The following is a 24,229-nucleotide window of genomic DNA, read 5'->3' as shown; positions in this document are numbered from 1 at the left end:
CAAGTTTTACCTGATCAGCTTTCTTTGCGGTAGAGGAGCTCGCGCATGGCCTGTCTTCTGGCGGCGTTTGCTTCACTCTCATTCTTGCGTTCGTCGGCGTCCATGTGGCGTTTGGTAACGGGGTCTGTTGATTCTTCGGTGCTGCACTCCGGACAGCGGTTGGCGAAGCCGGGCTTATCCGGCTTTAGCTCGAACTCTTCGGAGCAGATGGCGCAGACTTTGATCGGAAAAGGCATAATCTCCATGATAAAACGACTGCGATCTTAGTGCGCCCTGCGCGGGCGGCGCCCACTTCGTGGGGTGTATACCGGCTTCGCCCTGGGCCTCCCGATGGTCGGCAGAAGATATCTCCTCGCGACCAACGGGAGCGCCAACCGAAGGGGTATACCTGTCACGAAGTGACCGCACCGCGCGCAGCGGGCCCGGCCGGAAGGCCATCTCTTTGACCTAACTGCGGATGGCGGATTAATTGCACAAGAAAATACTTGACGAAAATTATTAGTAAGTATTAGCTTACGGTAAGTGAATACTTACCAAGAACGTCAATTCGATGCGCTTGGAGATGTAACGCGACGCGCTCTGCTGGAACGGCTTCGCCGTGGACCGCTGCCGGTAGGGGAGTTGGCGCGGGGTCTTCCGGTAAGCCGGCCAGCGGTCTCGCAGCATCTTCGGGTTTTGAAGGAGGCGAAGCTTGTGCGGGATGAGGCGTCAGGAACGCGGCGGTACTACAGTTTGGATCCGAACGGCTTTGCGATGTTGCGAAAGTATCTGGACAACTTCTGGGGTGAGGCCCTGGAAGCATTTCAAGCGAAGGTAGAGGAGAAATGACATGCCGGAGAGACAACTGATGGTGGATGAAGCGACGTTGCTGGCAGACTCGCAGGAGTTGGCGCCGGTGCGGAAGAGTATTCGCGTCAAGGCCGATGTTGCGCGCGCGTTTCGTGTGTTTACCGAAGAGATGGACAGTTGGTGGCCGCGGACGCACCACATTGGCAGCTCGCCGATGAAGCGCGTTGTGGTGGAGGGCAGGCCGATGGGCGCGATCTATACCGAACAGGAGGATGGGACGAACTGTCCGTGGGGTTCGGTGCTGACGTGGGAGCCGCCGCACCTGTTTGTGATGGCTTGGCAGATAAAGCCGGACTGGCAGTATGAGCAGGACTTGAGTAAGTGCAGTGAGGTGGAGGTGCGGTTTACTCCGGCCGATGATGGCACTACGCTGGTCGAGTTGGAGCATCGCCACATGGAGCGACACGGTGCGGGCTGGTCGAAGATGCACGAGCAGGTGAACTCTGGTTGGGTCGGCGTGATGGAGTTGTTTGCGGCGAAGGCGGATGCGGGGATATGAGGGCGACAGCGTGGTTTCGTGCTGCGGCTGTGGTGATGCTGCTGTTTGCAGTTGGCCATACTTACGGTTTTCTGGTCTTCCGTCCGGAGACGACGGAGGGCCGTGCCGTGTGGGACGCGATGAACAAGGTGCGCTTCTCCGTGGGCAGCACAACGTTTAGCTATGGCGGTTTTTATATTGGCTTCGGGCTGTTCATCTCGGCATTTCAGCTTTTTAGTATCTGGCTGGCGTGGACGCTGGGGTCGATGGCGCGGGCGGGGGAGATGGCAGCGCGTAGGATTGCCTGGGGAATGTTCGTGCTGCAGTGCTTTGGGACTGTGCTCTCGTTACGGTACTTTTCTCTTGGACCTGTGGTACTGTCGGCGATCGCGGCGTTTTGCTTTTTGATGGGCGCGCTTTCTGTGCGGAGGAGTGCCGGATGAATGGCGCGATTTCGCGGCGCGAGTCTATTGTCGCGGGCGCTCTATCTGCTTTTTTTGGTATGAAGATTTAAAGTCCTAAGTTTTTAGTTGACAAGGCAAAGCCTGCGGCTTATTGTCCTAATAATTTAGGAGATAGTGATGGGGCGAGGCAAGAAGGACACGCTGACAAAACTGGAGCTGCAGATCATGCAGGCGATCTGGCGGCTGGGGACCGGCAACGTAAGCGCGGTGCAGGAGAGTTTGAAGCAGCGGCTGGCCTACACCACGGTGCAGACGATGCTAAATATCCTTGAGAAGAAGGGAAAGTTGAAGCGCACTCTCGTGGGGCGGTCGTACGAGTACAGCGCGACAGTGAGCGAAGCGGCGGCGTCGGGTCATGCGGTGCGGGATCTGGTGGATCGGATGTTCGGAGGGTCCAGCGAGGAGTTGGTCATGAGTCTGATTAAAAGCAAACAGATCGATGCGAAGCAGATTGCACGGCTGAGCAAGATGCTGGACAAGAAAGGAGGCGAGGGATGAGCGCTCCTGAGGGATGGGTGTTGGGTTACCTGTTGAACTCCTTGTGGCAGGTACCGGTGATCGTCGCAGCGGGCTGGATTGCAGCGCGAATGGCGCGACGGATTGGGCCGGAGTTAGAGCATCGGGTGTGGGTGATCGCTTTGTTGCTGCAAGTGGTATTGCCTGCGTGCCGGTTACGCCCAGGCAGCTTGATTCACGAGATCGTTGGGTTGATTCTGAGAGGCTCGGTCGGGGATGGCGGAGAGGTACGGGTTGTCGTTGGTGCCGGCGTGACGAGTGGCTTAAGCATGGCGTGGCTTTCGAATGAGGTGCTGGTTGTTGTGGTGATCTACGGGTGCAGCGTGCTGTACTTTGCGGCACGGCTGGGATGGAGGATGGTCAGGACCTGGCAGATGGAGCGGCAGGCGAAGGCTGTCATGCTGACTGGCGATGCGTTGCAGCGGTGGGAGCGATGCGGGCGGGCTTTCGGTCGCACGGCGCCGCGAGTGGCGGAGTCGGACGCGATCGGAGGGCCGGTGACGGTTGGCGTTCGGAGCGATGTGATGCTGGTGCCGCCTGGATTTCTAGAAAACATTGCTACGGAAGATGTGGACGTTGTGATGGCGCATGAGTTTGCGCATATGCGGAGACGGGACTTTTTGAAGAACCTGATGTACGAAGTGTTGTCGCTGCCGGTGGCTTATCATCCGGCACTTTGGTTGACGCGAGCGCGGATTGCGGAGAGCAGGGAGATGGTTTGCGATGCGATGGCGGCTGAGGCTGTCGCGGGGAGTGAGAGATACGCACGATCGCTGCTGCGGCTGGCGGCGCTGCTGGTGAGGGGCGCGCCGGACAAGACACTACACGCCATCGGAATCTTCGATGCCAACAGCTTTGAGAGGAGAGTTATGCGACTGAGCGAAGGACGTGTGGAGATGCGTGGAGCGCGGAGGTTTGCTATGGCTGCGGCTTGCGGGATAGTGGGGCTGGCAACTTGTCTTTCGGCTTTGGGGTTACGGCTGGAGGTGCCTGCGCCCGCGACCGCGGTAGTGGCCCAGGATGCGGGTCCGGCGAGGCTGACGATTCCTGTGCAAAAGTGGGATGCTGTCTATAAGCGGCCTCCGGTGTATCCGCAGGAGGCGAAGGCGAAGAAGGACACGCTCAACGGTCCGGTGGTTCTGGACATCGTTGTGGACGAGGCTGGAGTGCCGAGTGATGTGCGTGTGAAGAAGGGGCTGCGATCTGACTATGATGAGAGCGCGCTGGCGGCGGTAAAGGAGTGGCGCTGGAATCCGTATCTCGTCAACGGAAGGCCCGTGACGGTGAATACGACTGTGACGGTTAACTATTTTCTTAGTAAGTAGCCGGAGTTGAGGGCGGGAGGTTGGTCCCGCCCTTCTTCTGTACTAGCCGGGTGGCAGAGTGTCCAGCGCGGATTTGGTTTTGTCGTAGAGGATCTTGGTTTCGGCGTGTTGTTTGCGCAGGCCGTCGACGATGTGGGCGGGGGCCTTCGACATAAAGGTTTCGTTGGTGAGTTGCTTGTCGGCGGAGGCGAGGCCCTTTTCGTACTTGGCGAGGTCTTTCGTGAGGCGCTCGCGTTCGGCGGCTACGTCGATCTGGCGCTCGTAGATGACGGCTACGTCGAACTCCGCGGTGGAGCGGGCGTTCGAGCCGGTGAGCGATTCGTTTGCGAACTCGACGGCCTGGACACGGGCCATCTTCGCGAGGACGTCGGCGTTAGCGTCAGCGAGCGCGAGGACGCGATTGCCTGCGTGAATGGTGATCGGGGTGGCTTCTTTTTCGGGGACGCCTAGTTCTTTGCGCAGGCCGCGTATGGTGACGATGAGCTCTTGCAAGGTTTTCATCGCGCTCTCGGCGATTGGGTCGGCGGGGAAGTCGGTGGCTTGCGGGTAGCGTGTGAGCGCGATGGATTTGGCGGGAGGCTTGCCCTCGTAGAGTGCATGCCAGATCTCTTCGGTGAGGAAGGGCATGAACGGACTGAGGAGGCGCAGGGCGCTCTCGAAGACGCCTACCAGTGAGGCGAGGGTGAGTGCGGTGGTTGCGTTTTTCTCTGCGCCCTCGGTGAAGTCGAGACGGAGTTTGGCGAGCTCGAGGTACCAGTCGCAGAACTCGCCCCAGAAGAATTGATAGATGGCGTTGGCGGCTTCGTCGAAGCGATAGTCTGCGAGGGCGCGGTCTACTTCGGTGGAGACGGCCGACAGGCGCGAGAAGATCCAGCGAGTTTCGAGAGGAGTGTCGTCGGGCAGCGATGGGACGATGCCGCTCTCGCGCATGGTCATGTTGTAGCCGGCCTCGCGGGCGCGGTCGACGTTCATGAAGAGGAAGCGCGCTGCGTTCCAGATCTTGTTGGCGAAGGCGCGGTAGCCTTCAGTGCGGGCTTCGCTGAAGGCGATGTCGGTGCCGGGCGAGGCCATACTGGCGAGGGTGAAGCGGACGGCGTCGGTGCCGAAGCGCTCGATGATGTCGATGGGGTTGATGACGTTGCCCTTGGTCTTGGACATCTTCTCGCGGTTGGCGTCGCGGACGAGGCCGTGGATGTAGACCTCGCGGAAGGGGACTGCGTCTTTCAACTCGCGCTTGCTGCCGTCGGGCATGGGGACGTCGAGCATGAAGTGAGTGCCGAGCATGATCATGCGGGCGACCCAGAAGAAGAGGATGTCAAAGCCGGTGACGAGGAGCTGTGTTGGGTAAAAGGCTGCGAGGTCAGGCGTGAGATCCGGCATTCCGGTGTCTGGGTTCGGATTGGGCCAGCCGAAGACGGTGAAGGGAAGCAGGCCGGAGGAGAACCAGGTGTCGAGGACGTCGGTCTCCTGCGTGATGTCGGTGGAGTTGCAGGTGGCGCAGTGGGTTGGGGTTTCGCGCGATACGGTAATGGCGGCGCAGGCTTTGCAGTGCCATGCGGGGATGCGATGGCCCCACCAGAGCTGGCGCGAGACGCACCAGTCGTGGATGTTCTTCATCCACTCGTCGTAGGTCTTGCGGTACTGGTCTGGCGTGAACTTGATGTAGCCCTTGTCGACGGCTTCGATGGCTTTGTCGGCGAGTGGCTGGATCTTGATGAACCACTGTTGCGAGAGGCGCGGTTCGATGACGACGCCGGTGCGCTGCGAGAGGCCGACGGCGTTGGTGTGCTCCTTGATTTCGACGAGCAGGCCCTGAGCTTCGAGGTCGGCGACGATCTTTTCACGCGCGGCGTAGCGGTCGAGGCCGTGATAGGGCGAGCCAGGGAGGAGGACGTGCGCGGTCTCGTCGAGGATGGTGAGGTTGGGCAGGTTGTGGCGTTGGCCGATGGCGAAGTCGTTCGCGTCGTGAGCGGGCGTGACTTTTACTGCGCCTGTACCGAACTCGGGCTTGGCCCAGTCGTCGGCGAGGATGGGGATCTTGCGGTCGGGCTGGCCGTTGACGCCGCTTAGCGGTAGGCGAACAAGTTTGCCTTGCAGTGCGAGGTAGCGTTCGTCGGTGGGGTTCACGGCTACGGCTACGTCACCGAGCATGGTCTCGGGGCGCGTGGTGGCGATGACGATGGAACCACTTCCGTCCGCGAGCGGATAGCGGATGTGGTAGAGCTTGCCGAGGCGCTCCTCGTGTTCAACTTCGAGATCGGAGACGGCGGTCTGGGCGACGGGGTCCCAGTTGACGATGTAGGCTCCGCGATAGATCAGGCCCTGCTCGTAGAGACGGACGAAGGCTTCTTTCACGGCGGGCGAGAGTTTGTCGTCCATCGTGAAATATTCGCGGGCCCAGTCGACCGAGGCGCCCAGGCGCTTCATCTGATCGAGGATGGCTCCGCCGTAGAGTTCGCGCCAGGACCACACCTTTTCAACGAAGGCGTTGCGGCCAAGTTCCTGACGGGTCTTTCCTTCTTCTTTAAGCTGACGCTCGACCATCATCTGGGTGGCGATGCCGGCGTGGTCGGTGCCGGGGACCCAGAGGGATGTCTCGCCGCGCATGCGATTCCAGCGGGTGAGAATGTCCATCTCCGCCTGATTAAGCATGTGTCCCATGTGCAGGCGGCCGGTGACGTTGGGAGGCGGCAAAAGAATGGTGAACTTCTTCTGCGTGTCGTGCGTAGTTTCGGGAGTCGGAACGTCAAACAGGTGTTCTCGGACCCAATACTCGGCCCACCGTTGTTCGATAACGGACGGATCGTATGCTTTTGGAAGTTCCTGGCTCATCGGTGCTTTAAGGGTAGCATCCACTGGGCCTAACCGTCGGCAGGCGGGGTTTGGCCGAAGTTCAGGAAAAGCGATTCGCCGGGATGCATGCACCGCCGTACACTAGCTTACGAGGTCATCGATGCGCAGTCTGCTCTTCGCCACTGTCCTGCTGATGCTTGCCTGTACTCCTGCTTTCGCCCGCTCGGCGGAGGATCGCGTGGCTGTTGGGAGCGACATTACGATTGCCGATGGCGAGTCAGCTGGAGATATTGCCTGCGCATTCTGCACAGTTCGTGTGCACGGTGAGGTAAGGGGAGACATCGCAACCTTCCTTGGATCAATCAAGGTAGATGAAGGGCGAAATATTTCCGGCGACGTGGCGTCGCTTGGCGGCGATCTGGAACTGGGCCAGGATGCCTCGGTAGGGGGCGACGTTGCGATTGCTGCCGGAGAGGTGAGGCAGGGCTCCGGGGCGGCGATTCGGGGTCAACAGACGATCCTGCCGGGACGTTTGTGGCTGTTGCTCCCATTCGCTCCGCTACTGTTTTTGGTCGGACTGATCTGGTTGGTCGTGTATATTGTCCGCCGCAATCGGTACCAGTTTCCTGTGTATCCGGGGGGACGAGGCTTCTAGTCCGCTTGATTGTGTCTGGCCAAAGTGCTGGCCTAGGGAACCTGTCTTATTCTGTTTGCGTATCTGCTTCTGCACGCCGTTACTTCCTGGGGGAAACTTGTTGAACCTCGCGCTCCGCAGCTTCGCCTTTCTGCTTCTGTTCGCCTCGGCCGCGCTGGCCCAGTCGCCGGGCAGTCGAGCTTATATTGGCGAGGATGTTTACGTTGCCTCCGGCCAGCAGGTGCACAATGCAACCTGTATCTTCTGTTCGGTGCAGGTGGAAGGTGACCTGACGGGGCATGTTTTTGTGTTGTTCGGCAGCCTGAACGTGACCGGACACGTGGAAAAGGGTGCGACAGTTATCGGCGGAAATGCTGTAGTCGACTCGCAAGCGCGAATCGGCGGTGACATGACGGTACTCGGCGGCAACGCGGTCTATGAGAGCGATGACTCGCTGGGCGGGAGCGCCTACGTGCTGGGTGGCCACCTCTCGCACGTTCCGCTGGCACACGGGGAAGCAAGAGCGCATCCGCGACTTTCGCTGGGTCCGCTGTTCTCCGTCCTGTTGGGAGTGCTTGTGCTGTTGCTGCTCTCTGCTTTGCTTGTGCCGCAAATACGCCGGCGCGTGATCGTGAATCAGACCTCGTGAGCGGAGGATGTTGAGGCAGGAAAAAGAGGATGCGGCCAGTGGCTGCATCCTCTTTTGTCGTTTACGAAGCTGATTCGAGGGGTTAGAACGGGTTCAGCTTGTTGAGCCCCTTCTTCTTCTTGTGCTTGCTGTCGGACTCGTCGCTCTTGTCGAACTCCGGCTTCTTGTTCTTTCCGTTGGCGTTGCCGGTCTGTGCAGCGGGCTGGGTTCCGGGCTTGATATCGTTGACGGCGTCGGGGGCTGCTCCGGCCTTCTCAACCTCGGGAAGCGGCGTTGAGTTCGCGGGTCCAACTGCCTTCAGGCCGCCATCGGCAGGAACGGTGGTTCCGGAGGCGCCCGAGTTGAGAATCTCGACTCCGCCGATGCTGTTCCCGGAAGAGGCTGGTGGCGTGGGCGCGGCACCCGAGATGGAGGTCGTCGCGGATGCTCCACTCGCAGCTCCGTCTGCTGCAGCCGGAACGTCGGAGAGTGCAAGAGGTGCGGCGGGTGCGGTCGGGGCTGCCGGCGCAGAGCCTTCTGCCGGAGCACCGGCGTCTGCGGTTGTCGCGGCGGGCTTCGTGGCGAGGGCGGCTCCGGCGGCAGGCGCATTGGGATTCAGCGAGTCGGTGAAGTCCGACTTGATCTGGTTCACGATGTGCGGCGCGATTGTCGGAGTGGGATCAGCCAGGGTCGGTTCGCCGTCACGGGCTGCCATGACAACGTCAGGCTGGTGGAGGACCAGCAGCCGTGCCCGATCCTGCAGACGATACTGCCGGCGGCTGTTTTCAAGCGCGACGCTGGCGGCGATCTGTTCGGGAGTGGGCTGCGGAATCTTCACGTTCATCGCGTCGAGCCGGTCCCGCGCATCTTCGACGTGGGGCGAGGCCGAGTGCTCCAGAACAACCTTGCTGTATGCGGCGATGGCCTGATCGTCATAGATCTTTTCAAGTCTTGCTTTGCCCGCTTCGGGCAACTTCATGGCGCGGACGTAGCGCGCTTCGGCCTCGTACGCATCGCCGAGACCGACCAGGACGTCGTCCATGTGGCTGAACTGCGGATAGGTGTCGACGACTGTCTGATAGCGGGCGATGCTCGCAGGGTAGTTATTGTGGGTCGCGTAGAAGGCAGCGATGTTTGCCTCGCGAGTTGCCATGACCTCCTGGACCTCGCGCAACCTCTGCTTGGCCTGCGGCACCAGCGTCGACTCAGGAAACTGCTGCAGCATCAGGCGGTACTCTTCTTCGGCGTGAACGGCCTTCGCGTAGTCGCGATCTGGCTTGTCCATCTGACGGAAGTAGATGTCACCGACGCGCATCTGGGCTTCGGCAGCCTCGGGGGCGTTGGGGAAGAAGGTGATGAAGTCTTTGTATTCCTGTTCGGCCTGGGTGAGGGCTGCGGTGCCGCCCTCTCGATACCAGCTGTCGCCGATAGCGAGCTTGGCCTTCATCTGATACTGCGAGTCGGGATAGGTGTTGAGCAGGGTCTGCAGGTCGAGGCGGGCAACGTCGAAGTGGCCGCGCTTGGTCGCATCGATGGCCTTGTCGTAAAGCACCTTGTCGGGAAGCTTTTGGTCCGGCATATCGGCCGGCTTCACCGACTTCTCTTTGCGCAGCTCTTTCTTGGTGTCCTTAGACTGGACGACCTTGTCTTTCTTGTCAGGTGTTGTCGCGGTGATGGTCGCGCTCTCGTGCTGCTGGCCGTTGGCATCGGTTGTCGTCTGCGACGAACCGGTCACCTGCGCCATGGCTGCAATCGAACCGGTCAACAGACCGGCAACTGCCACTCCGGCCAACGCGCTGGCCCTTAGGTTTGGAAAGAAGGAACGCTTGTTCATCCGCTATAGACCCCATCCGCCTCGCGCACCAGGGCGCTCAGGCTGTATTTCATTCTAATCGTTCCGGCCGGACTTGTGCCGCGCTTATGCCACTGGTACCGAACCGGCCGCGCGGGCCAGTTTTAGGAATTCCACGGCGTTCTGCTCAGTTTTTCCGGGACTGAAGATGGCCGAGCCGGCGACGAGCATGTCGGCTCCTGCTTCGACGACCTGGGCGACGGTATCGTGAGCAACACCACCGTCGACCTCGATACGAAAGTTCAGACCCATCTCATCGCGGAGCTCGACGAGGTGGGCGATCTTGTCGAGCGCCAGCGGCAGGAACTTTTGGCCGCCGAAGCCGGGATTGACGCTCATGACCAGCACATGGTGCAGCATCGGAAGGACTTCGACCAGCGTGTCGACCAGGGTTGCCGGGTTGAGGACGACGGCGGGGAGCATGCCGTGGTGGACAATCTGCTGGAGCGTGCGATGGAGGTGGCGGCAGACCTCCTGATGGACGCTCATCATGTCGGCGCCGGCTTCGGCGAAGTCCTGGATGAAATCGTCGGGATTTTCGACCATCAGGTGACAGTCGAGCGGGAGCTTGGTGATGGGGCGCAGGGCCTTGACGACGGGCGGGCCGAAGGTGATGTTGGGGACGAAGTGACCGTCCATGATGTCGACGTGGAGGATGGTGGCGCCGCCGCGTTCGACCAGGGCGACTTCGTCGGCGAGGTGGGCAAAGTCCGCTGCGAGGATGGATGCTGCCAGTTCGATCACGTAGGTCGCTCCTGAGTGTGAGTTTACCAGCGTCAGCGTCGTGTTTTGGGGAGAGAGATGTGCTTGCCGAAAATCCGCATTCAAGGAATTGCTACTCTGATTCCGTGCCATTTTGGTTAATCGCCATTGCGCGCTTGTCCTCGCCATAGTCCAAAATCGATCTGCCTCATGAGGATTCCAGGGAGTTGGGTTGGTTTGTCCGGTAGGTACCCATCAGCCTTGCAATCATCACCGCGAGATACAACACCGCCAGAACGGATTCGATCATCGACAGCGAGCGGACCTGCGGTAAAACGGCCGAAATGCCAGCCGCACCGGCTGTCGTCATGCTTCCAAAACTAAAAAAAATGAAATCGAAGCCCACAGGAACAGTATGCAGATTGATCGCCGGATCAAGATAAAAGGCATGGGGCCGGATGATGGCAACGATGGCATAGAGGCGTGCGAAGGAAAATCCAATGAGCAGATAGATGCACACCGCGCCGAAGATCGTTTCCGCGGTGGGCTCTTCGCGTGCAAAAACGCGGTGAAAGATAACCACAATAATGAAAACGTCGAATGCGAAGCTGAGAACGACGTTGAAGACCGACGCAGGAACCAGCGTGGTGCGAAAAACGATCGCATGCTCCATGAATGCGGGAACGGCAAGAATCAGAGCGACAAAGATGAGACCTCTGCGGAAGCTCACCGCGTATATGCTCATCAGGGTGACGGCGGCGCCGACCATCCGGAACACGCGATAACGCACGCCAGAGTCAGCCATGTAAGGGTAGAGAGCCAGGTTTGCAAGCAGAAACAGAAATAGCAAAAAGAACTTGTGCCCGGTGACAGGCAGAATCCGTCGGGCGGGATTTTCAGCCGTAGGTGGCGGGACCTGAGCCATGGCGGAGACACTTGATCCTACACTTTTTCGTATTCGAAGGCCCGTGGGATCTTAGGGGATTCTTCCAATAGGAACATCGTAAATGAGGCCAGAAATCATAGGTCCACCTGGAATATTCTTGTTGCCTGGAGGATATCGATGCCGAAACGAAATGTTTTGCGTGGTGTTTTTCTTCTGGCCGCTTTCGGATTGCAAGCTGCGATGAGTGCCCACTGGGCGGATGCGTGTACGCGCGCTGTTTATCTTGGCTCGGACGACAACGTGATCACCGCGCGATCGATGGACTGGGCGGTGGATGTTGGGACCGATCTCTGGATCTTTCCGCGGGGCATGCAGCGGAATGGGGAGGCGGGGCCTCATTCGCTTGCGTGGACGTCGAAGTATGGCAGCGTCATCGCGAGCGGGTACGACATTTCGACGACCGATGGGATGAATGAAAAGGGACTCGTCGCGAATATGCTTTGGCTGGTGGAGTCAGAGTACCCGAAGCCTGATGGAAGCAAGCCGGGGCTCGCGATTTCGGTGTGGACGCAGTATGTGCTGGATAACTTTGCTACGGTTCAAGAGGCGGTCGATACCTTGAATACAGAGCCGTTCGTCCTGGTGACGGCGGCGGTGCCGGGACAGGAGCGGCTGGCGACGCTTCACCTCGCGATCTCGGATGCAAGCGGAGACAGCGCCATTATTGAATACATTGGCGGCAAGCAGATCATTCATCATGACCGCAAATATCAGGTGATGACGAACTCGCCCACGTTCGACAAGCAGCTTGCAATGGAAGAGTACTGGAGGGGGATCGGAGGCACGGTCATGCTGCCGGGGACAAATCGCGCTGCGGACCGGTTCGCCCGGGCATCGTTTTATATCAATGCAATTCCCAAAGACCAGAGTCCTGACCTGACGGTGGCGAGTGTGTTTAGCGTGATCCGTAATGTGTCGGTGCCTTATGGAATCACGACGCCGGATCAGCCGAATATCTCCTCGACGCGATGGCGGACGGTTTCGGATCAGAAGAGAAAGATTTATTTCTTCGAGTCCGCTATTACGCCGAATACGTTTTGGATCAACTTCAAGGATGTCGATTTTTCTGCCGAGACGGGAAAGGTGATGAAGCTGGATCTGGGTAAGAACCAGAGTCATATCTACTCGGGCAACGCGGTGAAGGACTTTCAAGTTGCGAAGCCGTTCAAATTTCTTGGCCTGAGCTAAAGCGTCTACGGCTTTCTTGGCACCACGGGGACGGTTCTTTCTACGTCGGGACGGCCTTCGTGGAGAATCTTCGTTTTGATGTCTTTCGCAGCTTCCTTAGTAGCGTCGCGTTGGGTTTCAGCCATGGGTTTGGGCTCGCCAAGGACCATGCGCGCTGCGCCGCGAAGGATCTTGCGGATGGGCCAGGCGCCATCGTCATTGGGAAAGAAGATCTCACCATTACGTTGCTTTTCTGGCCGGTAGTACCAGCGGCGGAGCAGCGAGAGGTGGTCGCTCAGTAGGGCGAGATCACTGGAGGAGTGGGTTCTCTTTTCGAGCAGAGAGAGGATGTGCTCGGCGCGGTGTTCGGGAGAGTTGGAGGCGGTCGATTCGCCTTCGAGCGGGACAGCTTGCAACATAAGTGGTTGTGCGAAGAGAGAGCTGCCGACGCTGGTCTGCTCGCGAACGGCGCGAACGCCGAGGGTGGAGAGGCGTTCGGGTCCAACGATGCAGCCTCCGTCGAGCAGGAACAGGGCCGCCTCTTCTTTGTGCTCCTGCTCAGCATCTTGCTGCTGATCTCCTGCCGTTTGTACGATGATGGCTTTCAACTTCGGGATGGGGCGCACGATCCAGTCGGCAAGTGCCTGGGCAGCTTTTACCTTTTGCCATTGCGCGTGCAGCGCGGCAGCTTTTTCGAACTGCATCGCCGAGGAAGCTTCTTCGCGTTCGAGGCCGATGGAGATGATCATGCTCTCGCCGCGGCTGTCGAAGAACTTCTTTACGGCGGCGGATTCGGCGGCGTACTCCTCGGAGGTGCAGGCCTGCTTGCAGGGCTCGATGCACTTCTTCATCTCGCCGTAGACGCAGCCGGGATGGCCGGGATAGGGTGCGAGGTCTTCGTAGCAGCGACGGAGTTTGAAGAGGTCGAGGACTGCGTCGCAGTAGCGTTCGGCTGCGAGTCGCGAAGGGAAGGGGCCGTACATTTGCGCGAGGCCCCGCTTGGAGAGCTTGTTCGTGGAGTAGACGCGGGGGAACGCGTTCTCTACCGTCAAGCGGAGGAAGTATGGTGTGTGGAGTTTGAGTCGACGACGGGCTTCGGTGTATCCGAACTGAGCGGCTGTTGCCTGATAGAGAACGAGCGAAGATTCGAACGCAGAGCCGGTGACGCAATACTCGATGCGAACGACTTTTTCGCGGAGGTTGAGGCGCTTGGATTGCGACACCGGGGGATCGAGCAGACGCCGCGTGCGACGGCGGAGGTCTGCGGTCTGTGTCAGGTAGGGCGCGTCTTCCTTGCGTGCGCCGCAGAGAGCGAAGACGCCGGGCTTTGCGGGGATGGTGCGAAGAATCTCGTCTGCCTGGCCCGGGGTGAAATCTAAAACGTGATCGAAATGGAAGCTCGTTGCCACATCCAGAATTGTAGTCGCGGTTATCCTATGATGCGCTACAACTTACGCGCCGCAATCGTTATCTCTTCGTCTCTGCGATCGGGGTAGCTATACTGCCGCCATGAATCCTCCCGTTCACCGGTCTGCCGCGACGGAACCCAAACTTGAGACCGATCCCGAACTCGCCGAGGTTCTTGAAGAGCTCTCCGCGCGCGAGCCGATCTTTCATCGGGCAGAGTTTGGAGTCTCGCGGGAAGACTTCGAGCGAATGACGGTTGAGGAGTTTTGGGAGGTGGGTGCTTCGGGTCGTCGCTACTCAAGAAACACTGTTCTGGATGAGCTGGAGAAGCGGTACGCTGCGGGCGATGATGATGTGTGGGAGACATCAGAGTTCCAGTGCCGGAGACTCGCTGAAAATGTATTTCTCATGACCTATACGCTTGTGCAGGACGGTACACGCGTCACGCGTAGATCGACTATCTGGCAGAGGACTGCCGAGGGTTGGAAGATCGTCTTCCATCAAGGAACGGTTGTGACGGATAGCTAGATAGTTGTGGTTGTTACGCACCGGCGATAGTCATGCCTTCGATGTGGATAGTGGGGGCCGCGCTGGCTCCGCGGAAGATGAGGTCGTTGCCGATGGCGACGATGTTCTTGTACATGTCTTTGAGGTTGCCGGCAATGGTGATCTCCTCGACCGGGTAGGCGAGTTCTCCGTTCTCGATCCACAGGCCGCTGGCGCCTTGGGAGTAGTCGCCGGTGACGAGGTTGACGCCGAAGCCCATCGTCTCGGTGACGTAGAGGCCGTTTGGTATTTCTCCGATGATCTGCTCGGGCGTTAGCGTGCCGGCTTCGAGGAAGAAGTTGCCTGCGCCGATGCCGGGGTTGCCGGCAAGTCCGCGTGAGGCGTTGCCGGTGGACTGCATATTGAGCTTGCGCGCTGTGTAGGTGTTGCTGACGTAGTTCTTCAGAACGCCGCGTTCGACGAGGATGGTGCGGCGCGTGGGCAGGCCTTCGCCGTCGAAGGGGCGTGTGCCGAAGCCGCCGATGCCATCGTGGATGATGGTGCCGTCGTCGATGACGGTGATGTTTTCGCCGGCGACTTGTTCACCGAGCATGCCGCTGAAGAAGGAGGCGTTGCGATAGATGGCGTCGCCGTTGGCTGCGTCGAAGATGTTGCCGATGATCGAGCGTGCAATCTCGGGCGAGAAGACGACCGGTGCTTTTTGCGTCTTGACCTGGCGCGCGCCGAGTCGCCTCAGGGTACGGCGTGCAGCCTCCTGACCAATCTCCTCGGGGTTCTCGAGTTTTTTCACGGTGCGCGAGTTCGAGAACCAATAGTTGCGCTGCATGTTGCCTTTCTCGTCATGCGCGATGGGCGCGGCGGAGAAGCCACAGTAGCTGCGACGGTACTCGCCGGTGAAGCCGCGGGAGTTCATCAGGATCTTGTGGGAGGTGGAGGTGTCGAAGTCGCCACCGCCGGAGTTTTGAATGCGGGAATCGTAGGCCATCGCGGCGGCTTCGGTGCGACGGGCGATCTCGATGCGCTCGGCAGGCGGCATCTCATTCACGTCATCAAAGTAGAGGTGCTGATCTTCTTCGATCTTGCCGAACTCATGCGCTTCGGGAAGGCCGGCGAATGGGTCTTCGCTGGTGATCTTCGCAAGGGTGATGGCGCCCTCGACGAGGCGTGCGATGCTCTCGCTTGAAAAATCGGATGATGAGGTACTTGCAGTACGCTGGCCGATGAAGACGCGCAGACCGACTGCTCGCGAACCTGATTCTTTCAGGGTTTCAACTTGTCCCAATCGAACCAGCGCTGAGAATTCGTCGCCTTCATAGACGACGGCCTCGGCATCGGTGGCTCCAGCCTTGAGAGCGTGGCTGAGGACATCGGAGGCGAGCTGGCGGAGGTTCGTGGTCGTCTGGGTTGGCATGGTCTCTTCAGGATAATTGGTTTTAGCGGACTTTTCTGACGGCTGCAAGCAATGGATGAGCCAGGAAGTGGCTGATATGATCCTCGCTGTATTCCACACATGCTGAATCAGGAGATGCGAGTGTCAGAGTCTGGGAGCGTATCTGGGAACGTCTCAGTCATCGCCAGATTTTTAGAAGAGGTCATCAATCAGGGGCGGTTGGAGCAAGCCGATCAACTTGTCGCGGTCGACTTTGTCGAGCTTGATCCTCTTCCGGGTCAGCAGCAAGGACGAGAGGGTTTGAAAGAGGTGATTGGGATGATGCGCGCCGCATTCCCCGATATCCATTGGGTTGTGGACGAGACGGTGGCTAGTGGAGACAAGGTTGTCACTCGCTTCACTTGGACCGGCACGCATCGAGGGACGTTTCTCGGTGTTCCTGCTACGGGCAGGAGGGTCAACGTCAAGGGTGTCGTCATCGACCGCCTGGTCGGAGGCAAGATGAAGGACAGTCGAATCCTGATGGATAACCTGACGATGATGCAGCAGCTTGGCGTCATCCCAAAGCCATAGCCATCGGCGCGTAGGTAGGCCCATTTGGATGATTGCGATGGGTGACAGCCCGGCTGGAGCTAAACTCAGCGGGCTGTCTCAGCGAACAGGGGATGCTGAGGGGCGTGGCTCCCGGCCGTCAGTGGCCTTCAGGAAGTACATGCCGGCGGCGCAGTACTCGGAGTCGCTCTTCAATTTATGCTCGATGTGTGTGGCCGGTCCGTCTTCTGAGCGGCGTTTGAACACCTTCACTGCGCCACCGCAACTCATGCAGCGAAACTCAGTGTCGTTATCTTCGAGCGCAACTGTTATGGGCTTGACCTTCCAGAACGACTCGTAACCACCGGCGGCTCTGACGCGACGACGCTTCACTTCACATTCGTAGAATTTTTCGCGTTCGATTGCCATGAGATACCTCGAAGTACGGGTGCGGTTGGGTCGTACGTTAGGTCATACTTTCAGTTGTCGTGCGTATGGGCCGAGAAAGAATCTCGAAGAAAAACAGGTCGTTACTCTACGGGGCGCTGTGAAGGCCTCGGTTCTCGTCCATCTGTTGCTTTTTTGAACAGCATTCCGTTGGCGCAGTACTCGGAGTCGGCTGGGGACTTGTGTTCGACGTACGGCACGGAGCCTGCTTTGCCGTTGCGGCCTAACAACTTGACCTCGCCGAAGCAGTCTTTGCAACGAAACTCGGTGTCGTTATCGACAAGCGCATCGGCCACCGGCTTTACCTTCCAGAATGGCTCGTAGCCTCCGCCGACCTTTACGCGACGGCGTTTCACTTCGCACTCATAGATTTTTTCGCGTTCGACTGCCATTATTGTCCCGTTCCCCCGACCGTCATGCGGTCGAGCTTTACTGTGGGCATGCCTACGCCGACTGGCACACTTTGCCCCGCCTTGCCGCAGGTGCCTATGCCTTCATCAAGTGCGAGATCGTTGCCGACCATCGACACATACTTCAATGCTTCAGGGCCGTTGCCGATCAACGTTGCCCCCTTCACGGGGCGCGTTACCTTACCATCCTCGATCAGATACGCTTCGCTGGCCGAGAAGACGAACTTGCCGTTCGTGATGTCGACCTGCCCGCCACCGAAGTTGACGGCGTAGAGGCCGCGCTTGACGCTCTTGATGATGTCTTCGGGCATATCCTCGCCATTGAGCATGTAGGTATTGGTCATGCGCGGCATGGGGATATGGTGATAGCTCTCGCGGCGTCCGCTGCCGGTGTTGGGCATGCCCATCAGGCGCGAATTGAGCTTGTCGGAGAGGAAGCCTTTCAGGATGCCGTTTTCGATTAGCACCGTCTCCTGAGTCGGGTTGCCCTCATCGTCCATATTGATGGAGCCGCGACGTCCGGGCATCAGGCCATTGTCGACGACCGTGACCTTGGGGCTCGCAACCTGTTGTCCGATGAGACCGGCGAAGGCTGATGTCTTCTTGCGATTGAAATCGGCTTCGAGGCCGTGACCGACCGCTTCATGCAGCAGAACGCCGGGCCATCCGGGGCCGAGAACGACGGGCATCTCGCCCGCCGGTGCTTCAATCGCGCCGAGTTGCAGGATCGCGGTTCGTGCAGCTTCGCGGGCGTAATGTTCGGGCGATTTGTCGCCTTCGAAGAAATCCATCGTGACGCGGCCGCCGCCGCCGCTGGTGCCGCGTGCGGTGTTAGTACCATCTTTCGCGATGACGAAGACGTTCAGGCGCGCGAGGGGTTGCGTGTCCGAGGCGAAGGTGCCGTCGGAGGCTGCGACGAGGATGCGGCGTAGTTCATCGTTGAAGCCGGCGCGAACCTGCGTGATACGCGAGTCATAGGCGCGGGCGGCTTTGTCGGCGCGTTCGATAAGGGCCAGTTTGGCAGCGATCTCGGCGTCGCTCGTAGCTCCTGCTACAGGGTAGAGAGAAGGGGTGTCGGTCTGGCGAAAGCCGCTCATCAGCTCTTTGGCTGGGCCGCTGGCGATCAGGGCTGCGGTTCGGGCTGCGCGGAGAAGCCGATCGCTCGAAAGATCGTCGGTGTAGGCATAGCCGGTACGCTCGCCAGAGACGACGCGGATGCCGCACCCTACGCTGATCCCCTGGCTCGCCGACTTGACCAGAGACTCATCGATACCCAGCGAGGTGGACGTAACCGACTCAAAATAAAGATCAGCGTAGTCGCCTCCCGCTGAAAGGGCTTCACCCAGGCAGCGTTCCATCAGACGTTCCGAAAGACCAAGTTTTTCGATGAAGTAGCGTTTGTGGTCGGGTGCGGGTATGGTCATCTAGATTGATTCTAGGCTTCCCCGAGAGCCGCGGCAAATCTCACTTTCATGGAGGTTCCGCCGCAGTATGCCCGGAGGCATTTATTTTTCATGGAGATTCGTGAAATTTTCGTGCCGATTCAGCGTCCATGCGAAGGGTCGGCCGATCCCGAAACGCTTAGATCGAGCGGCAACTGCGGCAGGTCGGCAGCATAGCAGTTGCCGTCGGCGGCATAGGTCTTGCTGCATGCGGCGGTGATCGCTTTGCGTCGTGGGGACTGCGCATACTGCCAGGCTGCGATTTCGGGAGTCCCGCTGGCGCTGAGCGACGGTGGCTGCAGGCTGCATCCGTTGGCTGGCGGACATGCGTCCTGATAAACAAAGATTGTGATCTCGTGCAAATGCTGTGAGGTGACCTGCTCACGAATATGCTGCACCGTAGTGATGGTCTTGGCAGGACCGTCGCTGACTGGCTGGCCGCTGGCATAGACCCCAGGGAGATAGCCGGATTTCGAGGCCACGGTCTCTGTCCATGCAAGCAGATACGCAGATTGATCGTCGGTAAGTCGGCCGCCTTCCTCCTGATCCAAAAAGATAATGGTGCCGGTGACGAAGTTATCCCGATGCGCTGCGACGATGGCCGCCATTGCGTCTTGGGCTCCCAGCGTTGCCGGAGAGGTTCCTGACCGTTTGGCCCTTTTTATCTCCGATTCGATGCGGCCGTTGGCCAGGACAAGAAAGCCAAACCCGTTACGCACCAGAACTTCGCGTTTGCCGACCCAGCCATTGTGGTATTCGCCTGGCGGATTGTTGAGCCAGTATCCGACGAAGGCGAAGTGGCGGTGCAACGTGGGCAGTTTTTCATCGCCGGGGTAGTCGTTGCTGTCGAAGCCCACATAGGGGCCTTGGGTGAGAATCGTACCGGGGGGCTGCGAGCCGTGCGAGCTAGGTGGCATGTGCTGCTGCGCAGAACTATGGATCACGCAAAGAAGAAGGATGAGTGGGCGTAATGCTGAGAGTTTCATTAGAGAAAGGTTCGCGGCGCGCAACGGAATCTTCATGGTAGGTTACACAATCCTGTGTGCTAAGTTGCTTGTTAGAGGTATGGAGGAGGGGCCATGGCACTGACTGATATCGATCCGAAGTACCCCATAGGCGATTTTGTGCCGCCCGCAACCATCTCCCCGGACGAGCGAACCGAAGCGATTGCAACGCTGGCGGAGTTGCCCGAGCAACTGCGCAATGCGGTCGATGGATTGAGTTCGGCTCAGCTGGCTACACCTTATCGCGAAGGCGGATGGACGTTGCGGCAGGTGGTCCACCACGTCGCGGACAGCCACATGAATGCCTATGTGCGGGTGAAGCTTGCGCTGACCGAGGATTGGCCAGTGGTCAAGAGCTATAACGAAGTTTCCTGGGCGAAGCTGCATGACATGGCGGCGCCGGTGGAGTGGTCGCTGGAGTTGGTGGAGAGTCTTCATGCCCGCTGGGTGATGTTGTTTCAATCGCTCGACGAGATCCAGTGGCAGCGCGGATACAAGCACCCCGAAGATGGGCCTGTCACTGTTGAACTGGCGGCCCTGACGTACGCATGGCACTCGCGCCATCACGTGGCTCACATCACGCATCTACGCGCTAAGGAAGGGTGGTAGCGGGTCACCCGCTCATGCCCTCCATTCAGATTGCCACGATACCGAGCGAGATCGACCGCTGCTTTCCGGTGATGCGGCAGCTTCGGCCTGCGTTGATCGCGGAAGAGTTCGTCGGCCGCATTCAGACGCAGCAGGCAGAGGGTTATCAACTCGCCTTCCTGGAATCTGACGGCATCATCGTGTCGGTTGCTGGCTTCCGCGTCCAGAATCTGCTGTGGAGCGGCAAGACGCTTTATGTAGATGACCTAGTGACCGACGATGGCGCCCGCTCGAAGGGCCATGGCGAGTCTATGCTGACCTGGTTGATCGCGCTGGCCAGGGAAGCAGGATGCACCACTTTCATGCTCGATTCGGGAACGCATCGACATGAGGCGCACGCGTTCTACTTCCGCCACGGCTTGCGCATCTCCGACTTCCACTTCAAGCTTCCTCTGTAGATTCTTTCAATTTCGCAAATGTGTTAACGTTCGACTATGCCGCCAAGAGTCTCCTCCGCGGAGCCCGTGCAGACGGTGGAACAAATATCCGTCGCACTCGAATCTTTTTTAGCTGAATCTCCCCGCGCCGTGGTGCTCGAAGACGGCAAGGTTCTGTTCGACATGCGCGAGGCGAAATATAAGCTGGCGACCGAACACGGCCGCTGCACCCTGCATCTGTGGGGAGAGGATCGCAATCTGGTGCGCCGCGTCAGTGGCACGGTGCTGCGCAACGGCGTGCTGCGGCTGAGCACGCATCGATTCGGCCAAACCAAACCGCAGACGCTGGAACTTGTAACAGATCGCGATCGGCGCACTCCCTCGACGCGAGAGGCGACGCGCGTGAAATATCTGCGTGTGCTCGACCGCGTTCTGCTGCGCAGCTTCCCCGAGTTCAAAGTGGACGCACTACGCACTGCGATGGATCTCGAGAAGAGCTTCGGCCCGGCATATGCGCGTGGTTCGCTAGTGCAGGGACAGAAGGCGTGGGCTGTAATCGCCGTCAACGAAGAGGAGACGCAGACCACTGTTGACGGCATCCTGACACTCGGGATTTTGTGGTTGCAGCATTGCCGCGAATCCGGTGACGGACGGAGGCTGTATCAAGGATTGAAGCTGATCGTGCCACGCGGCATGGCCATGCTGACCCTGTCACGGATGGCGTGGCTCAATGCGAACGTTGCACAGTGGGAGCTGTGGGAGCTCGACCAGAAGTCGGAAGAACTGGAGCAGCGCGATGCCGCGGATCATGGCAACCTGACCACTCGCCTGATGCATGCCCCCAACGAGCAAGCCGCACAGGAGAGATTTGCCGAGTCCAGGCTACGCGTGATGGCGCTCGTACCCGAGACGATGCGCGAAGTCGTGGAGCAGCGCCTCCGTAGCGGCACCGAACTTGCGTTTTTACTACATGGTCTCGAGTTTGCGCGGGTCCGTATGGGCTATTCGGGCAACTCCTTCAACAGCGCACAGGAGATCACGTTCGGGGCCGGCGCAAACGAGACTCTGCTGACCGAAGAAAACGCGAGCGAGCTGCGAGATCTGGTGGCGCGATTGTTTGCGCGGCGCATTGCAGGAGGCGACAAGCGCGATCCTCTCTATCGCATGCAGCCCGAGCGCTGGCTCGAGAGTGTGCTGCGGCGCGACGTCGAACCACTCGATGCGCGACTCGATCCGAAGCATGTTTACACGCAGGTGCCCGCGTTTGCTGCGGCAGATCGTGGGATGCTCGACCTTCTCGGCGTCACCGACGACGGAAGGTTGGCCGTCATCGAGTTGAAAGCCGACGAGGATCTGCACCTTGCCCTGCAGGGGCTTGATTACTGGGTGCGCGTGCGGTGGCATCACCTGCAGAATCCGGATCACAACACTGGCCTGGGCGAGTTTCAGCGGCACGGATACTTCGGTGGCCTGCGGCTCTCGACCGAGCCCCCACGGCTGTATCTCGTGGCTCCAGCACTGCGCATTCATCCCGCGACGGAGGTCGTGCTGCGTTACCTTTCACCTCGGGTCGAATGGAGCCTCGTAGCGCTCGATGAACGATGGCGCGCGAAGGTGAAGGCCGTCTGGCGCAAACGAAGTACAGACGCAGGCTCGCCTTCGACACACGCGTTGCAGGGAAGAGTCTGAGCCCTCTCCGCCTGTCGTCCTGCATCGTAAAGACGACAGGTGGCCAATAGGCTCTATGTCTCCTTCATCGCAACGATTGGAGTGCTGACTTCCACGAGGATCCCACCCGGTGCCGGATGGTAGAAGCCGAAGGTCGGATCACCACCGCGCTGGATGCGTGCGGGCGGAGGCGCCTCATAACCGGCTGCGATCATTTGTTGATGTGTCGCTCGCACTGTGGCCTCGTCCTTCACGATGAAACCGACGTGGAACATCGTGGGATAGCTGGCGGTCGTTACATCTTTGCCATGCATCAGGATGAGGACGAAGCTGTCTTCTCCTTCCAACACGGCGAACTTGTTGTTGCCTCGACGTTCTGTGACTTTGAAATTGAGGCAGCGCTCAAAGAAGTCGGAGAGAGCAGGAACATCGGAGACGCTCAGATTAATGTGATTGAGTTGCAGCATTGGTATTGCTCCTTGAATTGAGTTCGCATGGGCTGCGATCTATCAGGGGAGCGATGCTCTGCCGGATGTTGTCCTGACCCATGCGTCGTCGGCTGTGCTTTGGGCACACGCCTGACTACGCCGTGGGTCTCACCGGTCTTCAGTCTTCCGGAGGACAAGGCCCCCTCGGGTGAGGGGTGAACCGGACTTACCAAACCGGCCCTGTCTATTTCGGCTCTGTGTGTTTAGATCAATCGCAATACGCAACGGATGCGAAAATTTGCTCTTCGGACGCAGCGGCCAAAGGAAGGTTCGAGGAATCGTCAACGCGGTTGGCGAAGAAGTTCTCGATTGCGCCGAGAACCGCATCGCCGTTCTTCGATTCGAAGATCTGTTTGCGCAGAGCGCCGCCGCCTGGAACGCCGTGCGTGAACCAGCTTGCGAACTGCTTCATCTTTCCGACGCAGTCTCGATGGCGCTGCTCGCGTGCGACCTGTCCTGCAGCGGTGATAGCCTCTGCACGCGCGGCTTCGGCTCGCTCTTCGACGGCGATCTCATCGACCAGCATTTGGAAGTAGGTGCGGATCATGCGATAGCGGTCCTGATCCGTTGGCTGGTCGTAGGTGCCGACGCCAGTAGCTTCCTTTGTTGCGGTGTACTGCGCGATCTGGCGGAAGATCCACGGATTCGACGGCGCGGTGCGGCCGATCATCACGGCGTCGCAGCCAGTGATATCGACCATCGCGGCAGCGTCCTCCGGGGTGCGGATATCGCCGTTGCCAATTACAGGAATCTTCACGGCGTCCTTGACGGCAGCGATGTACTCCCATCGAGCCTGGCCCGTGTAGCCGTCTTCGCGTGTGCGAGCGTGCAGTGCGACGGCGTTCAGGCCGCAGTCTTCCGCCATCTTCGCGAGCTCGACGCAGACGATGTGTTTGTCGTTCCAGCCCATGCGGAACTTCACGGTGAAGGGAATTGAAACGGCAGCGCGGACGGTCTTGAAGATCGTCTCGATCAGCGGCAGATCGCGCAGCAGACCGGAGCCACCATTGCACGCGACGACGCGCTTGGCCGGGCAGCCAAGGTTCAGATCGACGAGGTCGAAACCCGCGTCCTGCACGATACGCGCAGAATCGGCGAGTGTTGCAGGATTCGAGCCGAAGAGCTGTGCAGAGATGGGGTGTTCGTCGTCGTAGTACGTCAGGTAGCGCTTGCGCTTGGTCTCGCGCATACGAGAGAGACCATCGGCGGAGGTGAACTCCGTCATAATGAGGCCGCAGCCTGATTGCTGGTTCGACGTGACGCTATCAACATCAGCCGACGAGTCCGCAAGGCCATCTGCGGGAGTCGTGAACTGGCTGGCGTTCTTGATGAAGCGGCGAAAGACCGTGTCGGTTACCCCAGCCATAGGAGCAAGCACCGTCGCAGGAGCGATCTTCATGTTGCCGATGGTGAAGCTCGCAGGCACGCGGGAGTGCTCCGGCATTGCGTGCTCGGCCGGGTCGTCCCAGCGCTTCTGTTCGAGTGTGTAACGCTTCTTCATAGCAACAGCTGCTCGTGGTTCTCTGGATTAGTTTAGACAAAACAAAGGCCCCCGC

At 59.3% G+C, this 24,229-nt stretch carries 26 protein-coding genes; 13 read left to right on the top strand and 13 right to left on the bottom strand.

The window, feature by feature from the left end:
• Positions 1–14 precede the first annotated feature (14 nt).
• Positions 15–236 (bottom strand): hypothetical protein, encoded by a 222-nt coding sequence (locus tag RBB77_RS23225; RefSeq protein WP_353064073.1) that lies wholly within the window; start codon positions 234–236, stop codon positions 15–17.
• Between the two features lie 286 nt (positions 237–522).
• Here RBB77_RS23225 and RBB77_RS23220 point away from each other — a divergent pair, with 286 nt between their 5' ends.
• The 5 genes from RBB77_RS23220 to RBB77_RS23200 all read left to right on the top strand — a co-directional run bounded on the left by RBB77_RS23220 (position 523) and on the right by RBB77_RS23200 (position 3,632).
• On the top strand, positions 523–828 hold the full coding sequence (locus RBB77_RS23220) for an ArsR/SmtB family transcription factor (RefSeq protein ID WP_353064072.1): 306 nt from the start codon (positions 523–525) through the stop codon (positions 826–828).
• Between the two features lies 1 nt (position 829).
• On the top strand, positions 830–1,348 hold the full coding sequence (locus RBB77_RS23215; RefSeq protein ID WP_353064071.1) for an SRPBCC family protein: 519 nt from the start codon (positions 830–832) through the stop codon (positions 1,346–1,348).
• A complete protein-coding gene (locus RBB77_RS23210) occupies positions 1,345–1,770 on the top strand; it encodes an LIC_13387 family protein (RefSeq protein WP_353064070.1) in 426 nt (141 codons plus the stop codon). The genes RBB77_RS23215 and RBB77_RS23210 overlap by 4 nt, the downstream gene beginning before the upstream one ends.
• 138 nt (positions 1,771–1,908) lie before the next feature.
• Entirely contained in the window at positions 1,909–2,289 is a 381-nt protein-coding gene (locus RBB77_RS23205) for a BlaI/MecI/CopY family transcriptional regulator (RefSeq protein ID WP_353064069.1), read from the top strand.
• A complete protein-coding gene (locus RBB77_RS23200; RefSeq protein WP_353064068.1) occupies positions 2,286–3,632 on the top strand; it encodes a M56 family metallopeptidase in 1,347 nt (448 codons plus the stop codon). Before RBB77_RS23205 ends, RBB77_RS23200 begins: the two co-directional genes overlap by 4 nt.
• Positions 3,633–3,674: 42 nt before the next feature.
• Here the strand turns inward: RBB77_RS23200 and RBB77_RS23195 are convergent, their stop codons facing one another.
• Positions 3,675–6,464: a valine--tRNA ligase gene (locus RBB77_RS23195; RefSeq protein ID WP_353064067.1), complete on the bottom strand. Its 2,790-nt coding sequence runs from the start codon at positions 6,462–6,464 to the stop codon at positions 3,675–3,677.
• A gap of 121 nt (positions 6,465–6,585) precedes the next feature.
• Between RBB77_RS23195 and RBB77_RS23190 the strand changes: the two genes are divergently transcribed.
• Positions 6,586–7,080 (top strand): hypothetical protein, encoded by a 495-nt coding sequence (locus RBB77_RS23190; RefSeq protein WP_353064066.1) that lies wholly within the window; start codon positions 6,586–6,588, stop codon positions 7,078–7,080.
• A 97-nt stretch (positions 7,081–7,177) separates the two neighbouring features.
• The gene (locus RBB77_RS23185) at positions 7,178–7,708 is read left to right on the top strand and encodes a hypothetical protein (RefSeq protein WP_353064065.1); all 531 of its coding nucleotides are present in this window, start codon (positions 7,178–7,180) and stop codon (positions 7,706–7,708) included.
• A gap of 82 nt (positions 7,709–7,790) precedes the next feature.
• Here the strand turns inward: RBB77_RS23185 and RBB77_RS23180 are convergent, their stop codons facing one another.
• The 3 genes from RBB77_RS23180 to RBB77_RS23170 form a co-directional block, all read right to left on the bottom strand.
• Positions 7,791–9,521 (bottom strand): outer membrane protein assembly factor BamD, encoded by a 1,731-nt coding sequence (locus RBB77_RS23180; protein WP_353064064.1) that lies wholly within the window; start codon positions 9,519–9,521, stop codon positions 7,791–7,793.
• Between the two features lie 84 nt (positions 9,522–9,605).
• Positions 9,606–10,283 (bottom strand): ribulose-phosphate 3-epimerase, encoded by a 678-nt coding sequence (gene rpe, locus RBB77_RS23175; protein WP_353067697.1) that lies wholly within the window; start codon positions 10,281–10,283, stop codon positions 9,606–9,608.
• Between the two features lie 166 nt (positions 10,284–10,449).
• Positions 10,450–11,166: a hypothetical protein gene (locus tag RBB77_RS23170; RefSeq protein ID WP_353064063.1), complete on the bottom strand. Its 717-nt coding sequence runs from the start codon at positions 11,164–11,166 to the stop codon at positions 10,450–10,452.
• A gap of 138 nt (positions 11,167–11,304) precedes the next feature.
• Here RBB77_RS23170 and RBB77_RS23165 point away from each other — a divergent pair, with 138 nt between their 5' ends.
• Positions 11,305–12,375, top strand: a complete 1,071-nt coding sequence (locus RBB77_RS23165) for a linear amide C-N hydrolase (RefSeq protein ID WP_353064062.1) — start codon at positions 11,305–11,307, stop codon at positions 12,373–12,375.
• Between the two features lie 5 nt (positions 12,376–12,380).
• Here the strand turns inward: RBB77_RS23165 and RBB77_RS23160 are convergent, their stop codons facing one another.
• A complete protein-coding gene (locus tag RBB77_RS23160) occupies positions 12,381–13,763 on the bottom strand; it encodes an excinuclease ABC subunit C (RefSeq protein ID WP_353064061.1) in 1,383 nt (460 codons plus the stop codon).
• Between the two features lie 100 nt (positions 13,764–13,863).
• Here RBB77_RS23160 and RBB77_RS23155 point away from each other — a divergent pair, with 100 nt between their 5' ends.
• Entirely contained in the window at positions 13,864–14,289 is a 426-nt protein-coding gene (locus RBB77_RS23155; RefSeq protein ID WP_353064060.1) for a DUF4440 domain-containing protein, read from the top strand.
• 13 nt (positions 14,290–14,302) lie between these two features.
• On the opposite strand, the gene RBB77_RS23150 is transcribed toward RBB77_RS23155, so the two are convergent.
• Positions 14,303–15,679: a TldD/PmbA family protein gene (locus tag RBB77_RS23150; protein ID WP_353064059.1), complete on the bottom strand. Its 1,377-nt coding sequence runs from the start codon at positions 15,677–15,679 to the stop codon at positions 14,303–14,305.
• A 120-nt stretch (positions 15,680–15,799) separates the two neighbouring features.
• Here RBB77_RS23150 and RBB77_RS23145 point away from each other — a divergent pair, with 120 nt between their 5' ends.
• Positions 15,800–16,231 (top strand): ester cyclase, encoded by a 432-nt coding sequence (locus tag RBB77_RS23145; protein ID WP_353064058.1) that lies wholly within the window; start codon positions 15,800–15,802, stop codon positions 16,229–16,231.
• Between the two features lie 78 nt (positions 16,232–16,309).
• Here RBB77_RS23145 and RBB77_RS23140 read toward each other — a convergent pair whose 3' ends face one another.
• The 4 genes from RBB77_RS23140 to RBB77_RS23125 form a co-directional block, all read right to left on the bottom strand.
• The gene (locus tag RBB77_RS23140; protein ID WP_353064057.1) at positions 16,310–16,618 is read right to left on the bottom strand and encodes a hypothetical protein; all 309 of its coding nucleotides are present in this window, start codon (positions 16,616–16,618) and stop codon (positions 16,310–16,312) included.
• Between the two features lie 101 nt (positions 16,619–16,719).
• A complete protein-coding gene (locus tag RBB77_RS23135) occupies positions 16,720–16,992 on the bottom strand; it encodes a hypothetical protein (protein WP_353064056.1) in 273 nt (90 codons plus the stop codon).
• A gap of 35 nt (positions 16,993–17,027) precedes the next feature.
• Positions 17,028–18,470: a metalloprotease TldD gene (gene tldD / locus RBB77_RS23130; RefSeq protein WP_353064055.1), complete on the bottom strand. Its 1,443-nt coding sequence runs from the start codon at positions 18,468–18,470 to the stop codon at positions 17,028–17,030.
• A gap of 119 nt (positions 18,471–18,589) precedes the next feature.
• Positions 18,590–19,405, bottom strand: a complete 816-nt coding sequence (locus RBB77_RS23125) for a glycoside hydrolase domain-containing protein (protein WP_353064054.1) — start codon at positions 19,403–19,405, stop codon at positions 18,590–18,592.
• A 162-nt stretch (positions 19,406–19,567) separates the two neighbouring features.
• On the opposite strand from RBB77_RS23125, the gene RBB77_RS23120 reads away from it, so the two are divergent.
• From RBB77_RS23120 to RBB77_RS23110, 3 genes are all read left to right on the top strand, one after another.
• A complete protein-coding gene (locus tag RBB77_RS23120; RefSeq protein ID WP_353064053.1) occupies positions 19,568–20,101 on the top strand; it encodes a YfiT family bacillithiol transferase in 534 nt (177 codons plus the stop codon).
• A gap of 14 nt (positions 20,102–20,115) precedes the next feature.
• Positions 20,116–20,538: a GNAT family N-acetyltransferase gene (locus tag RBB77_RS23115; protein WP_353064052.1), complete on the top strand. Its 423-nt coding sequence runs from the start codon at positions 20,116–20,118 to the stop codon at positions 20,536–20,538.
• Positions 20,539–20,613: 75 nt separating this feature from the next.
• A complete protein-coding gene (locus RBB77_RS23110; protein WP_353064051.1) occupies positions 20,614–22,206 on the top strand; it encodes a hypothetical protein in 1,593 nt (530 codons plus the stop codon).
• 53 nt (positions 22,207–22,259) lie between these two features.
• On the opposite strand, the gene RBB77_RS23105 is transcribed toward RBB77_RS23110, so the two are convergent.
• Positions 22,260–22,652, bottom strand: coding sequence for a VOC family protein (locus tag RBB77_RS23105; protein WP_353064050.1), 393 nt, complete (start codon positions 22,650–22,652; stop codon positions 22,260–22,262).
• Positions 22,653–22,881: 229 nt separating this feature from the next.
• The gene (gene dusB / locus RBB77_RS23100; RefSeq protein ID WP_353064049.1) at positions 22,882–24,174 is read right to left on the bottom strand and encodes a tRNA dihydrouridine synthase DusB; all 1,293 of its coding nucleotides are present in this window, start codon (positions 24,172–24,174) and stop codon (positions 22,882–22,884) included.
• Positions 24,175–24,229: the final 55 nt, after the last annotated feature.

Origin of the sequence: Tunturibacter psychrotolerans (genome assembly GCF_040359615.1) — a bacterium.
Taxonomy (GTDB): Bacteria; Acidobacteriota; Terriglobia; order Terriglobales; family Acidobacteriaceae; genus Edaphobacter; species Edaphobacter psychrotolerans.
This window is presented reverse-complemented; position numbering and strand designations above follow the sequence as displayed.